The organism is Pseudomonas sp. TH43, assembly GCF_016650635.1.
Classification (GTDB): Bacteria; Pseudomonadota; Gammaproteobacteria; order Pseudomonadales; family Pseudomonadaceae; genus Aquipseudomonas.
Window position 1 is genome coordinate 275,509 of the sequence record NZ_JAEKFI010000002.1, and the last position, 16,955, is coordinate 292,463.

The 16,955-nt window shown below is 63.0% G+C and carries 2 protein-coding genes (1 of these 2 running past the window's edge); both read right to left on the bottom strand.

The features are described from left to right. On the bottom strand, positions 1-9,887 hold the 5' portion of the coding sequence (locus tag JFT81_RS08145; protein WP_201226872.1) for a non-ribosomal peptide synthetase. It extends 3,130 nt beyond the left edge of the window; the window shows 9,887 of its 13,017 coding nt (coding positions 1-9,887); the start codon lies at positions 9,885-9,887; its stop codon lies beyond the left edge, outside the window. A gap of 256 nt (positions 9,888-10,143) precedes the next feature. After that, on the bottom strand, positions 10,144-16,554 hold the full coding sequence (locus JFT81_RS08150; protein WP_201226873.1) for a non-ribosomal peptide synthetase: 6,411 nt from the start codon (positions 16,552-16,554) through the stop codon (positions 10,144-10,146). Between the last annotated feature and the right edge of the window lie 401 nt (positions 16,555-16,955).

Genomic DNA, 16,955 nt, shown 5'->3' on the forward strand with positions numbered 1-16,955 from the left:
CCCGGCACCGTGGCGACGATGCGCTCGATGCTGGCCTGATCCAGTTGCACCAGTGGCAGCATGTCCGGAGTGATGTGCGTGCAATCGGCGGCAATCAGATTGTCCGGCACTGCGACCTCGCGACCGCTACCCACCGCCGCAGCGAGTGCGGCCAACGTCGGTTGGCTGAACAGCACGCGCACGTCGGTGCTCAGATCGACCTGGCGCATGCGCTCGATCAGCGTCACCGCCAGCAATGAATGCCCGCCCAACTCGAAGAAATTATCGTGACGACCGACCTGCTCGACGTTGAGTACGTCCGACCAGATCTGCGCCAGCGCGATTTCCACCGAACCTTGCGGTGCAACATATTCGCGGCTCAACCACGCCGTTTGATCCGGTTCCGGCAATGCCTTGCGGTCGAGTTTGCCGTTGGCCGTCAGCGGCAGTGCTTGCAGGCGCACGTAGGCGGCAGGCACCAAAGCTTGCGGCAACTGCGCTTGCAGATGATTGCGCAAATCCTCGATCTCGACGTTCAGGCGTTCGGTAAACCACGCCAGCAACTGGCCGTCGCGCACCAGCACCACGCAATCCTGCACGGCTTCGTGACCGCTCAGCGCCGCCTCGATTTCGCCCAGCTCGACGCGCACGCCGCGCAGTTTGACCTGATCATCGTTACGTCCCAGGTATTCGACGCTACCGTCGGCGAGCCAGCGAGCAAGGTCGCCAGTGCGGTACATGCGCGCCTGTGGCTCATCGCTGAACGGGTCGTCGAGGAAGCGCTCGGCGCTCAGCTCTGGCCGGTTCAGATAACCGCGCGCCACACCGGCACCCCCGACATACAACTCGCCGGCGACGCCGACCGGCACAGGGCGCTGCTGGTCGTCGAGCAGATAAACCCTGGCGTTGGCCATTGGCCGACCGATGTGCAGCACCTGCCCGGCCGCGACGGCGCCGGAGGTGGCAACCACCGTGGCTTCGGTCGGACCGTAGTTGTTGATCACCGCGAAGGTCTGTTCACGCGGGAACTGGCGCAATTTGTCGCCACCGATCAACAGCGTGCGCAAGGTCGGATGACCGAGGTCGCGACTGAATGCATATTCGGCCACCGGCGTCGGCAGGAAACTCACCTGCAACGGCTGCGCGCGCCACCATTCCAACAATTCATCCAAGTGCTCGTTGCGCACCGACTGCGGTGGCAGGTGCAGGGTCGCGCCGACGCACAGCGACGGCCAGACCTCCCACGCCATGGCATCGAAACCGAAGCCGGCGACACTCGACGTGTGGCTGCCGGCGCGCAGATCAAAGGCCTCGCAGTGCCAGTGCACAAGGTTTTCCAGTGTTGCGTGTTCGACCATCACGCCTTTCGGCTGGCCGGTGGAGCCGGAGGTGTAGATCACATAGGCCAGATGCGCCGGGGTCAGCGTCGGCAATTGCGGGTTACTGTCGCAGAGCTGTTGCCAGGTGGGGTTGTCCAGATCAATCAGCGGCACGCTTCCAAGCAAATCAGCCGTCGCAGCCTGCGCCAGCACCGCCATCGGCGCGCTGTCCTGCAACAGATAGGCGATGCGTTCCGCCGGGTACGCCGGGTCGACCGGCACATAACCGGCGCCGGCCTTGAGGATCGCCAGCAACGCGACAAGCATGTCCGGGCTGCGGCGCAGGCACACGGCGATGCGGTCATCGGGCTGCAAGCCGAGCCCGAGCAAGTGATGGGCCAGGCGATTGGCGCGCTGATTGAGCTGCGCGTAGGTCAGTTGCTGCGTGCCTTGAACCACTGCCAAAGCATCCGGTTGCTGCTCGGCCTGAGCTTCGACCAAGCGGTGGATCGTCGCGCCACGCGGATAGGCCGCTGAGTGCTGGTTGAAGCCGACCAGCACGTGCTCGTACTCGGCCACCGAAAGCACTGGCAAACGGTTGAGCGGACGTTGCGGCGTCTGCTCCAGTGCCGTCACCAGATGTTCGAGTGCGGTGTGCATGTAACCGCAGATTCGTTGCGCACCGATGTCGACGAGCGCCAGCACGTCCAAGGCAAAACCTTCGCCCAGATCATCCACCGACAGGGTCAGCGGATAATTGCTGCGCTCCTCGCCGCCAAGCATGCGCACGCCTTGCCAGATGCCCTGACCGTCGTGCGGCTGTTGTTCGGCGGCGCTGTGCCGGTAGTTGAGCAAGGCGCTGAACAGCGGTGCGGAACCGGTCATGGCACTGCAACGTTGGGCCAGCGCCAGTGAGGCGTGTTCATGACCGAGCAGCGCCGTCAGCCGTGCGTGGGTGGTTTTCACCCCGGCGCGCACGCCTTCCGTGAGATCGACCCGCAGCGGCAAGGTGTTGATGAACACCCCCAACGTGCGGTCGGCACCCTCGCCGCCCTGCATGCGCCCCATCAACACAGTGCCGAACACCACGTCGCGGCGCCCGGACACCACGCCCAACACCTGCGCCCAGGCCATGTGCATCAGGCTCGCCGGGCTGACACCCAACTGCCGGGCCTGTTCACGCAGGCGCAGATTGAGTGCGGCATCGACCGGTTGCAGCGCTTCTTCAATGCCGCGCCCGTCACCCTGCACATCCTGCAAACCGAAGGGCAAGGTCGGCTCGTCGATATCACCGAGCATCTCGCGGAAGAACGCTTCGTGTTCCTGCTCATCGGCGCCGAGACGGGCCTGCGCCACGTAGTTACGGTACGGCATCGGCGGCGTCAGCGTGTCGAACTGATCGAACATCAACGCGTGCATTTCCCGACCGATAACGTCCATGGCGGTGTGGTCGAGAATCGAGTGATGGAACAGCACGATGGCGACCACTTGCTGTTGCAACGGATCCTCGGCGTAGACCATGCGAATCAGCGGCGCCTGATTCAGGTCGAGGCGGTAATGCCGGGCATCGAAACGTGCGTGCAATTGTTCGAGAATGTCGCCGTTCTGCGCCTCCAGCGGCAATTGCTGCACGACCATCTGCGCTTCGCGCCAGACCACCTGCTGCGGGCTGGGCAGGCCTTCCCAGACCACGCTGGTGCGCAGAATGTCGTGACGGGCGATGACCTGCTGCAAGTGTGCGGCGAAGGTCTGCAAACGTTCGAGACTGTCGAAAGCCAGACGCGATTGCAGCAGGTACGGATCGCCCTGTTCAGCGCTCAAGTGGTGATAAAGAATGCCTTCCTGCAACGGTGCCAGCGGATAGATATCCTGCACATTGGCGGCGCCGCCCGGCACCGTGGCGACGATGCGCTCGATGCTGGCCTGATCCAATGTGGTCAGGGTCAGCATGTCGGGCGTGATGCGGGTGCAATCGGCCGGAATCAGATTGGCCGGCACTTCGATTTCCCGTCCACTGCCCAAGGCACGCGCCAAAGCAGCAAGGCTCGGTTGGTTGAACAGCACCCGCACGTCGGCGCTCAAACCGGCCCGACGCATGCGTTCGATCAGGCTCACCGCCAGCAGCGAATGGCCACCGAGTTCGAAGAAATTATCGTGACGGCCAATCTGTTCGATGTTCAGTACGTCGGCCCAGATTTTCGCCAGCGCAATCTCCACCGAACCTTGTGGCGCTTCATATTCGCGGCTGAGCCAGGCGTGCTGATCCGGCTCGGGCAAGGCCTTGCGGTCGAGTTTGCCGTGAGCGGTCAGCGGCAGGCTGTGCAGGCGCACGTAAGCCGCCGGCACCAACGTGTCCGGCAGTCGGGTTTGCAGGTGGCGATGCAGGTCGCCGGTTTCGACAGGATCGATTTCGGTGAACCATGCAACCAGACGCCCATCACGCACCAGCACAACGCATTCGCGGACCTTGTCGTGGGCGCTCAACGCCGCTTCGATTTCGCCAAGCTCGATGCGCACGCCGCGCAGCTTCACCTGATCATCGTTGCGCCCCAGGTATTCGATGTTGCCGTCAGCCAGCCAGCGCGCGAGGTCACCGGTGCGGTACATGCGCGCCTGCGGTTCATCGCTGAACGGGTCGTCGAGAAAGTGTGCGGCGGTCAGTTCCGGTCGATTCAGGTAGCCACGTGCAACCCCGGCGCCACCGACATACAACTCGCCCTGCACACCGCTCGGTACAGGTTGTTGCTGACGATCCAGCAGGTAAACCCGCGCATTGGCGATCGGCCGGCCGATGTGCAAAACCCGGCCGGGCTCGATCAGCCCGGAAGTCGCTACCACCGTGGCTTCGGTCGGACCGTAGTTATTGATCACCGCGAAGGTCTGATCACGCGGAAATTGCCGCAACTTGTCGCCACCGATCAGCAGCGTGCGCAGGGTTGGATGGCCCAGTTCACGACTGAATGCGTATTCGGCCACCGGGGTCGGCAGAAAGCTCACCTGCAGCGGTTGCGTGCGCCACCACTCGAGCAGTTCATCGAGGTGTTCATTGCCGATCGAGGACGGCGGCAGGTGCAAGGTCGCGCCGACACACAGTGCCGGCCAGACTTCCCACGCCATCGCATCGAAACCGCAACCGGCGACGCTGGCGGTGTGGCTGCCAGCGTGCAGATCGAAGGTTTCGGCGTGCCAGTGCACGAGGTTTTCCAACGTCCGGTGCTCGACCATCACGCCTTTCGGCTGACCGGTAGAACCCGAGGTGTAGATCACGTAGGCCAGATTCGCCGGCGTCAGCACCGGCCGTTGCGGATTGTTGTCCGGCAAGTGCTGCCAGTCGCTGGCGTCCAGATCGATCACCGGCACCCTGCCGAGCAGTTCGCGTGTCGACGCCTGCGCCAGCACCGCGATCGGGTCGCTGTCCTGCAACAGGTAGGCGATGCGCTCAGCCGGGTAATCCGGATCAATTGGCACATAACCCGCGCCAGCCTTGAGAATCGCCAGCAGCGCAACGAGCATGTCCGGGCCACGACGCAGGCACAACGCGACACGGTCATCGACTTGCACGCCGAGGCCGATCAGGTGGTGAGCGAGGCGATTGGCGCGCTGATTCAGTTCGCGGTAGCTGAGCCGTTGCTCGCCTTGCACCACCGCCAGGGCCTCGGGATGCGCCGCTACTTGCGCTTCGAACAGGCGCGGCACGGTCTGCGCGGGCGGGTATTCACGACCGCTGATATTGAAGCCGACCAGCACCCGTTGGCGCTCGCTCGGCGACACAATCGACAGTTGCTGCAACGGCGCCGTCGGCGTGTACTCCAGCGCCGTGACCAGGCTGTACAAAGCGGTCTGCAAGTAATCGCAGACCCGCGCGCCATCCACCTGCGGCACGGCTTGCACGCTCAAACGGAAACCTTCGCCAAGGTCGTCGACACTGACCACCAGCGGATAATTGCTGCGCTCGCGCGAGCTGAGAATCTGCACGCCATCCCACGCTACAGCGGCCGACTCGGGCGCACTGTGGCGGTAGTTGAGCAAGGTGCTGAACAGCGCCTGCGAACCGGCGACACCGCTGCAACGCTGGGCCAGCGCCAGCGAGGCTTGCTCGTGACCGAGCAACCGCGCCAGGCGCGCATGGGTGGCACGCACGCCGTTTTCTACCGATTCAACACCGACGCTGACGCGCAGCGGCAAGGTGTTGATAAACATGCCCAGCGCCCGATCAGCGCCGTCTCCGCCCTGCATGCGCCCGAGCAGCACGGTGCCGAACACCACGTCCTGCTGGCCGGAAACCTGTGCCAGGACCTGAGCCCAGCCCTGATGCACCAGGCTCGCGACACTGATACCGAGACGCCGCGCCTGCTCGCGCAGACGTTGGCCGAGGCCGGCATCCAGCATCAAGTAACTGTCGAGAATGTCGCTGCCGTCGCCGTGCACGTTCTGCAAACCGAAGGCCACAGACGGCTCGTCAATGTCGGCGAGCATCTCGCGGAAAAATGCTTCGTGGGCCTGATCATCGGCCCCGAGCCGCGCCTGTGCGACAAAGTTACGATACTGCACCGGCGGCGGCAGATCGACGCTACGGCCGAGCATGACGTCGCTCATTTCCGCAACCAGCACTTCCAGAGCGGTGTGATCGAGGACGATATGGTGCATCAGGAGAATGCCGATCCAGCGGTTATGCGACCGATCTTCGGTGTAGACAAAGCGCATCAGCGGCGCGCGATTGAGGTCCAGGCGATAGTGCCGCGGATCGAAACGCGCCTGCATCTGCGCCAGTACATCGCCGTCGAGCTCATCGGCATCGACGCGTTCCAGCGCCAGCGGCGCCTCGCGCCAGACCACTTGCACCGCCTCTTCCAGCCCTTCCCAGACAATGCCGGTGCGCAGAATGTCATGGCGCTTGATCACGCTGTTCAAGGCACGGACGAAGTCTTTGATCTGCGCCAGACCGTCGAAGGCGAATTGCGTCTGCAACACATACGGATCACCGGTACTGGTTGCCAGATGGTGATAGAGAATCCCCGCCTGCAACGGCGCCAGAGCATAAATATCCTGCACATTGGCAATACCGCCCGGCACGCTGGCGATGACACGGTCAACCGCGGCTTGATCGAGATGGGTCAGCGGCAGCATGGCCGGGGTAATGCGCGAGCATCCCGGCTCGATCAGGTTGTCCGGCACGACGATGACGCGCTCATTGCTCAAGGTCGCCGCCAGCGCCGCCACGCTTGGCTGGCCGAACAGCACGCGCACGTCGCAATGCAAATCCTGCTGGCGCATGCGCTCGATCAGCTTCACCGCCAGCAACGAATGACCGCCGAGTTCGAAGAAGTTGTCATGGCGACCGACCTGCTCGACGCCCAGTAATGTTTGCCAGAGCCCGGCAATCAGCGTTTCCACGGCACCGACCGGTGCTTCGAAACCACGCCGGGCAAAGGCCTCGCTGTCCGGCGCCGGCAAGGCTTTGCGGTCCAGCTTGCCGTTGGTGGTCAGCGGCAAAGCGTCCAGACGCACGAACGCGCTCGGCACCATGTACTCAGCCAGCGACGCCAGCAGTTGATCGCGCAATTGCGCCACGTCCGGCGCGGCGCCTGCGTCGGCCAGCCAGTACGCGACCAGACGTTGATCGCCGGGGCTGTCCTCACGAGCGATCACCACGGCTTCACGCACACCTGCGCAGGCCGCCAAACGAGCTTCGATTTCTCCCAGTTCAATGCGGAAACCGCGAATCTTCACCTGATCGTCATTGCGGCCCAGGTATTCGAGGCTACCGTCGGCGGCCCAGCGTGCGAGGTCGCCGGTTTTGTACAACCGCGCATCGGCGTTTTCACCGAACGGATCATTGATAAAACGCTCGGCCGTCAGCGCTTCACGGTTCAGATAACCGCGCGCGACACCTGCGCCGCCAACGTACAACTCGCCAATCACGCCGGCCGGAACCGGTTCACGCTGAGCATCGAGGACATACAGTTGCAGGTCGGGAATGCGCACACCAATCGGGCTGACGCCGACCAACTGCGCATCGGCAGCCTGCAACGGCCGATAGGTCACGTGCACGGTGGTTTCGGTGATGCCGTACATATTCACCAGCCGCGTACCGGCATTGCCGACCCGCGCATACCACGGTTTGAGCAGGCCCGGCTCCAACGCTTCGCCACCGAAGATCACTTCACGCAGGGAGTGCTGCAACGGACTGCGACCCTGTGCGGCGATCAATTGGCGGAACGCGCTCGGCGTCTGGTTGAGCACGGTTACGCCGGTTTTACACAGCAGTGCATAGCAGTCGTCTGGCGAACGGCTGACGGCTTGCGGGACCAGCAGCAATTGCCCGCCAAACGCCAGCGCGCCCCAGATTTCCCACACCGAGAAGTCGAACGCGAAGGAATGGAATAGCGCCCCGATGTCCTGCTGATTGAACTCGAACCAGTCATGGGTGGCAGAAAACAGCCGCGCCACATTGCGGTGCTCGACCATCACACCTTTGGGCAAACCGGTGGAGCCGGAGGTGTAGATCACGTAGGCCAAATGGGCTGGTGTCAGTTCGGGGATCTGCGGATTGCTGTCGAGTTCGGCCTTCAGGTGGCCGCTGTCGAGGTCGATCTGCGGCACGTCGAGATCAGCCACGCACTCGCGCGTCGCGGCTTGCAGGAGCACGGCTGCCGGGGCGCTGTCCTGCAAGGTGAAATGAATACGCTCCAGTGGATAGGCCGGGTCGATCGGCACGTAACCGGCGCCGGCCTTGAGTACGCCGAGCAGGCCGATGATCATTTGCGGGCCACGTTCGACGCAGATGGCCACGCGATCGTCAGGACGAATGTTCAGCGCCAGAAGGTGGTGGGCGACCTGATTGGCGCGGCGGTTGAGTTCGCCGTAGCTGAGCGTCTGCCCTTCGAAAATCAACGCCGTGGCGTCCGGGCGGGCGCGCGCACGGACTTCGAATTGCTGGTGAATCAGCGGCGTTTCGGCGAACTGCGCCAGCGGAGCATTGCCGCCGCGCAGCAGCTGTTGGCGTTCGCTGGCTGGGAGGATTTGCAGAGTGTGCAGCGGCGCATCAGGCGTGTGTTGCAGGGCCGTGGCCAGGCTTTCCAGCGCGGCATTCAGATAAGCCGTCATGCGCTCGGCGCCGAGCACGGCATCCGCCAGCGCGGTGATACGCAAGTCTTCGCCGAGGTCATCGATGTTGATCGTCAGCGGATAGTTGGTGCGCCCTCGGACGCCCACCATTTGTACACCGGAGGCAATGTCGATCACGTCAGCGATTGCTTCGGCGCTGTTGTGCCGATAATTGAGGATCGCGCTGAACAGTGGCGTTGGCACAGCCACTGCGCTGCAGCGTTGGGCCAGGGCCAGCGAGGCTTGCTCATGGGCCAGCAACGCGGTCAGGCGCCGATGTGCCGCCAGCACGCCAGCACGCACGCTCTGCTCGCCGACATCAACCCGCAGCGGCAGCGTGTTGATGAACATCCCCAACGCCTGCTCACCGCCCTCGCCCGCGTCCATCCGCCCCAGCAGCACGGTGCCGAACACCACCGCCGTGCGCCCGGACAATTGCCCCAGTACCCGCGCCAGTGCCACGTGCGTCAGGCTTGCAACACTCACGCCCAACTGCCGAGCCTGTTCGCGCAACTGCCGGATCAAGCGACCGTCGAGCATCAACGAGGCTTGCTCGATGGCGTGGCCGTCGCCCTGTACATCCTGCACACCGCACGGCAGCGTTGGCTCGTCGATGTCGGCAAGCATCTCGCGGAAAAACGCTTCCTGAGCCTGCTCATTGCCAGCATTGCGTGCCCTGGCCAAATGATCGCGATACGGCACCGCCGCCGACACTTGCGCGGTCTGCCCGAGCAGATAGGCTTGAATTTCCCGGCGTATCACCTCCAGCGCCACGTGATCAATGATCATGTGATGAAACAGCAACAGCGCGACAACGCGGCCCTCGGCGGGATCCTGCGCATAGACGATGCGCAGCAGCGGCGCTAGCTGGATGTCGAGACGGAAGTTCTGTAGCGCGTGACGTTCGAGCAGTTGCGCCAGCACGTCGGCACCGCTATCGACGATGATTTCCTGACACACCAGCGGCGCCTCGCGCCAGACCACTTGCACGGCCTCGTCGAGGTATTCCCAGACAAACGAAGTGCGCAGGATATCGTGCCGTTTGACCACCCAACGCAACGCCTGCGCGAACGCCTCCAGCCGTTCCTGGCTGTCGAACACGAAGAGCGCCTGAGAGCTGTAGGGGTCGCCGGCAACCGCCGAGAGATGGTGATAAAGCATGCCCTCCTGTAACGCGGACAGCGGATAAATATCCTGCACATTGGCGGCGCCACCCGGCACCGTGGCAACGATGCGGTCAAGCGCTTCCTGCTGCAGATTTACCAGCGGCAGCATGTCCGGGGTGATGCGAAAGGCCGGGCTCAACCAGTCACCGCCGTGTTCGGCGACCAGCTCCAGCAGTTGCGCCTTGTGCGCCGAAAGGCTATCCCACAACGCATCATCCAGCGCGTCGTCGCTGCCCAGAATGACCAAGTCTTCATCTTCCTGTTGAAGGCGGATCGCATGGGTGGAAATAACAGCCATCAGTTCGCTGAAATGCATGAGGTAACCTGCTGTAAATACGGAAAAAAGGAGCGCGCAGCAGCGAGTCCGTGCACACGGCGCGCAGCCTGGAAAAACTAAAACATCGGGGCGTGGGTGTCTGACATGGGAAGCGGGGACAAGCCACCTGCGTGAGCACCGCAGCCCCCTGTGGGAGCGAGCCTGCTCGCGAAAGCGGTGTGTCAGTCGACATCAACATTGACTGAACCAACGCCTTCGCGAGCAGGCTCGCTCCCACAGGGCTTGCGTCCGACGGTCAGAGGCGGCGCTTGCGGTTGAGACTTGGGATGGTGGTCTGGGCGATTTCGACCTGCCTGGCCTGCCGCGAGGTCTGTGCCGCCAGCGCGGCCAGCGTCGGCTGACTGAACAGCGTCCGCGCGTCGACATGCAGCCCGGCCAGACGCATGCGCGCCACCAGACTGACCGCCAGCAACGAATGCCCGCCCAGTTCAAAGAAGTTGTCGTGGCGCCCAACCTGCTCGACCTTGAGCACTTGCGCCCAGATCTGCGCCAGGGCCATTTCCACGTCCCCTTCGGGTGCCGCATAAGGACGACTGAGCAGCGCCTCCGCCCCCGGCTCCGGCAACGCCTTGCGGTCGATTTTGTCGTTGGGCGTCAAGGGCAGCGCCGCCAGCATCACGTAAGCGCCGGGCACCATGAACTCCGGCAACCTCGCCAACACATGCGCGCGCAAGGCTTCAAGCGTGGGCGCAGCGACGCCGGTACGCACTGAGTAATACGCCACCAGTCGTTCATCGCGTACCAGCACCACCGCCTCGCGGATCGCCGGGTGCTCGAGCAGGCGCGCTTCAATCTCGCCCAGCTCAAGGCGAACCCCGCGCAGCTTGACCTGAAAGTCATTGCGACCGAGGAACTCGAGATTGCCGTCAGCGCCGTAACGCACCAGATCGCCGGTGCGATACAAGCGATCACCGGCCACGAACGGGCTGTCGATAAAGCGTTCGGCCTGCAGTTGCGGCAGCCCCAGATAGCCGCGCGCCACGCCCACCCCGCCAATGTGCAAATGCCCGCTGACGCCAAGCGGCACCGGTTGATCGCAGCCATCGAGGACATACAGCCGCGTGTTGCTCAGCGCCTTGCCGATCGGCACCAGTGTCGGCGGCACCGGCTCGCCGGGCTCCAGCGTCCAGCCGCTGCTGTCGACCGTGGTTTCGGTCGGCCCGTAGACGTTGTGCAGACGCACCCACGGCAGGCGCTCGCGCACTTGCCGTGCCAGGGCTACGGTTAACTCGCCGCCACCGTTGAGCACGTCGGTGAGGCTGGTGCACAGGCTGACGTCGTCCTGTTCGATGAACTGCTGCAACAGCGCCGGGACGAACTTGACCACGGTAATGTTCTGCTCGCGGATCACTTGCGTCACATAGGCCGAATCGCGATTGCCATCGGCGCGCGCAAGCACCAGACGCATGCCCGAACACAGCGGCCAGAAAATCTCCCACACCGAACTGTCGAAACTGTACGGGGCCTTTTGCAGCAACGCGCCGTGGTCAGTGGGCGGCGCAAGTTGCGAGCCCCAGTGCACCATGTTGCAGGCGCTGCGGTGCTCGATCATCACCCCCTTCGGCGTACCGGTGGAGCCGGAGGTGTAGATCATGTAGGCCAGATTCGCTGCGCCAAGACCCGGCACTTGCGGATTGTCGTGCGGCTGCTCCTGCCATGCACCGAGGTCGAGATCGATCAGCGGCACGCCGGGTTCGCTCAGCAGATCGCGCGTCGCGGCATGCACCAGCAGCGCGACCGGCGCGCTGTCCTGCAACATGTAGTTCAGCCGTTGCAGCGGATAATCCGGATCGAGCGGCACATAAGCACCTCCGGCCTTGAGAATGCCCAACAGGCCGATCACCAGCTCAGGCCCGCGCTCGACGCAGATGGCTACGCGCGAATCCGGCTGTACGCCCAGCCCGCGCAGATAATGGGCCAAGCGGTTGGCTTGCTCGTTCAGTTCGCGATAGGTCAGGCACTTCTCGGCGAATTGCACCGCAACGGCATCCGGCTTGCGCTGCACCTGTTGTTCGAACAGCGCTTGCAGCGGCTGGTCCATCGGGCAATCGACTGCCGTATCGTTGAACTCAATCAGCAGCTGTTGCAGCTCTGCTCGCGACAGCAACGGCAGACTGTTCAACGGCCGTTGCGGGGTAGTTTCCAGCGTCTCGACCAAGCCGCTCAAGGCCGCCTGCACGTATGCGCAAATCCGTTGTGCGCCAATGTCCGACAAGGTTCTGGTGGTCAGGCGCAAGCCCGTGCCGAGGTCATCGACACTCAGGGTAAACGGGTAATTGGTGCGTTCCTCGTTGGCCAAGGTCTCGATGCCCTGCCAGGTTTGCCGAGAGGTTTTTTGCTCGACATCATCGCTGTGCCGGTAGTTGAGCAAGGCACTGAACAGCGGCGCAGGTGCGGCGACGCCACTGCAACGCTGGGCCAGCGCCAATGAGGCGTGTTCATGACCGAGTAAAGCGCTCAGGCGCGCATGGGTGGATTGCACCGCCGTGCGCGCGCCCTCGCCGATATCGACCCGCAGCGGCAAGGTGTTGATGAACACCCCCAACGCTCGGTCTGCGCCCGCGCCGCCCTGCATTCGGCCCATCAGCACCGTGCCGAACACCACACTTTGCTGGCCAGAGGTCGCCGCCAACACTTGCGCCCAGGCGAGATGAATCAAACTGGCGACACTCACGCCAGCCAGACGCACCTGCTGTTGCATGCGCTGATAGAGATCGGGCGCCACGGTTTGCTCGGCTTCTTCGATGTTGCTGCCGTCGCCCTGGACGTTCTGCAAAGCGAACGGCAAGGTCGGCTCGTCGATGTCGCCGAGCATCTGGCGAAAGAACGCTTCATGCTCCTGCTCGCTGACGCCGAATCGCGTTTGCGCCACATAGTTGCGATACGGCACCGGTGCTGCCAGCGGTTCGCCGTGCCCGGACAGGCTGGCGTGAATTTCTTCGCGCATCGCCTCCAATGCGATGTGATCCATCGCCAGATGGTGGAACAGCAAGATGCCCACCACCCGGTTTTGCGCCGGGTCACGGGCAACCATCAGGCGCAGCAGCGGCGCCTGGCTTATGTCGAGGCGATAACGCCGCGCGTCGAAGCGCTGGTGTAATTGATCGATGATCGCGCCGTGGGCAGGATCAAGCTCAACCTCTTGCACCGGCAAAATGGCCTCGCGCCACACCACTTGAACCGGTGACGTCAGCCCTTCCCAAACCACTGCCGTGCGCAGGATGTCGTGGCGCGCCATGACCTGACGCAACGCAGCGGCGAAGGCCTCGACCCGCTCGAGACTGTCGAACGCCAGCAGTGATTGCAGCAGGTACGGATCGCCCTGTGCGGCGGTAATGTGGTGATAGAGAATGCCTTCCTGCAACGGCGCCAACGGGTAGATGTCCTGCACATTGGCGGCACCGCCCGGCACGGTGGCGACGATACGCTCGATCATCTCCTGATCCAGTTGCACCAATGGCAGCAGGTCCGGCGTGATGTGCGTGCAATCGGCGGCAATACGGTTGGCCGGCACCTCGACTTCGCGGCCGCTGCCCTCCGCTGCTGCCAGCGCTGCCAGCGTCGGTTGATTGAACAACACCCGCACATCGCTGCTCATGCCGATCTGGCGCATGCGTTCGATCAGCCCCACCGCCAACAACGAGTGGCCGCCCAGCTCAAAGAAATGATCGTGCCGTCCTACCCGCTCGACCTGCAAAACCTCGGCCCAGATCTGCGCCAGGGCAATTTCGACATCACCCTGTGGCGCCTCGTATTCGCGACGGATCAACGCTTCCGGCCCCGGTACCGGCAGGGCCTGGCGATCGAGCTTGCCGTTGGCCGTCAGGGGCAAACTCGCCAGGCGCACGTAAGCGGCCGGTAGCATCGCGGCCGGCAATCGCGACGTCAGATGCGCGTGCAGTCGCAGGATATCCAGCGCCTCACGTTCGGTGAACCACGCCAACAATTGGCCATCGCGCACCAGCACCACCGCTTCTTGCACCGCATCATGGCTGGCAAGAGCGGCTTCGATTTCGCCCAGTTCGACACGCACACCGCGCACTTTTACCTGGTCATCGTTACGGCCGATGTACTCAAGGTTGCCGTCGGCGCGCCAACGTGCGAGGTCGCCCGTGCGATACAGGCGCGCATCCGGCTGCGCACTGAACGGGTCGTCGAGGAAGCGTTCGGCCGTCAATTCCGGGCGATTCAGATAGCCCCGTGCAACCCCGGCGCCGCCGACATACAGCTCGCCGATGATGCCAATCGGCACCGGGCGCTGTTGATCATCGAGCAAATAAGCCGTGGCATTACTCACCGGTTTGCCGATGTGCAACGCTTGCCCCGGCGTGATCAGGCCTGAAGTGGCGACCACCGTGGCTTCGGTCGGGCCATAGTTGTTGACCACCGCAAAACCCTGCGCGCGATTGAACTGGCGCAGGCGATCGCCGCCGATCAACAAGGTGCGCAAGGTCGGGTGATCGAGTTGTTTGCTGAAGGCGTATTCGGCAATCGGCGTGGGCAAAAAGCTGACGTCCAGCGGCTGCGCTCGCCACCACGCCAGCAGCGCGTCGATGTCTTCGTTGCCGTCGGTTGCGGGTGAAAAATGCACCGTCGCCCCGGCACACAACGCCGGCCAGACCTCCCACGCCATCGCGTCGAAACCGAAGCCGGCCAGGCTCGACGTGTGCTGCCCCGGGCCGAGACCGAAAGCCTCGCAGTGCCAGTCGACCAGATTGCCCAAAGTGCGGTGTTCGACCATCACGCCTTTGGGCAACCCGGTGGAGCCGGAGGTGTAAATCACGTAGGCGAGGTTGCCGGGGTTGAGCCCGGCCACTTCGGGATCGGTGAGGCTGTCGAGCGACCATTCGCACCGATCAAGCTCGATGACGGGCAGCGCTGTCGCGGGTAAGCGCTCGCGCAGATCGCTTTGGGTCAGCAGCGCGACCGGCGTGCTGTCGCTGAGCAGATAGTTCAGGCGCTCGGGCGGATGCGCCGGGTCAATCGGCACATACGCCGCGCCGGCCTTGAGCGTTGCCAGCAGCCCGACCAATGTTTCCAGGCCTCTGCGGGCAATAATCGCAATCCGGTCATCAGGTCGTACACCGAGGCCCAGCAGATGATGGGCCAGCGCATTGGCTTGCCGGTTCAGCTCGGCGTAACTCAGCGTCCGTCCCTGGTGAGTCGCGACCACAGCATCCGGCTGTTCGGCAACCCGCGACGCGAAGCGTTGATGAATCGTCTGGTTTTGCGAATAGCTGACCCGAGTGTCATTCCACTTATGTAGCAGGGCGAGCTCGGCCGGGCTGTTCAGGTTGAAATCGGCGACGGCCCGCTCAGGAGATTCCAGGCCTTGCCGCAGAATCAGCAACAAGTGTTCGGTGAACGACGCGATCTCGTCTGCCGTGAAATAGGCCGGGGAATACACCAGATGCAGCCAGGCCTTGTCGTCGTATCGGTTGCTGCGCAGGTGAATGGCCAGCGGTGTCGTCTCATGCTGGTTGGAGACCTTGACCGAGTGCCCCGACGCCTCACCGTAACGGTATTCATGGTCGTCCTGCTCGTACGACACCGACAGCTCGAACAGTTGCGAGCGGTCTTCGCGCAACAGGCCCAGCGCGCGGTTCATCTCGCTCAGCGGGTAACGCTGATGGCGAAAATCCTGCTTGAGAGCGTCGCCAATGGCCTTGATCAATTCGCCAAATGGCAGCGCTCGGCCAAAGTCCATGTGCATTGCGCTGACCTGGGTGAACAGGCCCAAGGTGCTTTTGAAACGCGCCCCGGAGCGATTGAGAATCGGCAAGCCGACCACCCACTCGTCACGTTGCGCGGTGCGACTGAAATACACGTGCAGCGCCGCCAGCAAGACATGAAAGGCCGAGCCACCCGATTGCCGCGCGCAGTCCTTCATGCGCTCGTGCAGTGCGGTTGAAAAAGCCTCGACGTGAATGCGACTGGGGGCTGCTTCAACGTCAAGGGATTCGCGATGGCGGGCAGTCAACAAGGGTTCGGGCAGGCTGCGGTACTTGTGCAGCCAGTAGCGTTGATCGAGTTCATAACGGGGTGACTGCTGGTAGCGCGCGTCATCTTCGATAAAGCCGACATAGGACGGTGCCGCCACACTCGGGCGCTCGCCACGGCACAACGCGCTGTAAATGTCGCCCAGCGACTTGAACAGCAGAGCGAAAGCCCAGCCATCGATAATCAAGTGGTGGGCCTGCGCTGCCAACCAGTGGCGATGGCGATCGAGGCGAATCAGAGTGAAGCGGAACAACGCTTGCCCGTTCAACACAAACGCATGCGCCATCTGCTCTTCGACCAGCTTGCGGGCCGCCGACTGCGGATCGGGGTGCCCACTGAAGTCGTGCAGCGGCATGGCCACGGGCGGCGCCTGCGCAAAGCCTTGCAACGGTAGCCCGTGGTGATCAACATCCGATCGCAGAACAATGCGCAAGGCATCGTTGGCTTCAACCAGATATTCAAGTGCCGATTGCAGCAGTGCCGGATCCAGCGGCCCGCTCAGTTCGACGTAACCGCCAATGTTATACAGCGGCGAATCTCCGCGGCTCAGTTGATCCAGCCAGATATCCCGTTGGGCGGCAGTCAGGGCGAACGTCTCGACAGGCGCGGACTGATCGTCCGCCACGTGGGCAGAAATAGGCGGCATAAGATCCTTCTCATGTGATTTTGCCGGTATTCAAGCATCGGCCCCGCCGCCGACATGACACCTGAAACCCGGACACCCGCAGCCCCTGGCAACGTCCTTGACGACTTTTTGGCCCGCTCAGAGCAGGCACTGTCTAAAAGTTCGGGTGGCTAAATCTGAAAAAGCTGTAGGAAAAGCGCCAATCATCAATAGTGCTTTTTGCCTCGATGTCGCCAATCAAAAAAACCGATCTGCCCGCCTACCGGGTGTTTTGCGTGACCTGACAGTCACAAAACCGCATGTTTGTGCACTGAACTCCGTCAGAACCCCGGCGCCAATATTCAGAAATAGTGGCACTTTGTGTCCCTGTTTCCCCCTACAGACGTAGGACAAATCCATAGGCTTAAATCCCGCTCCAGTTC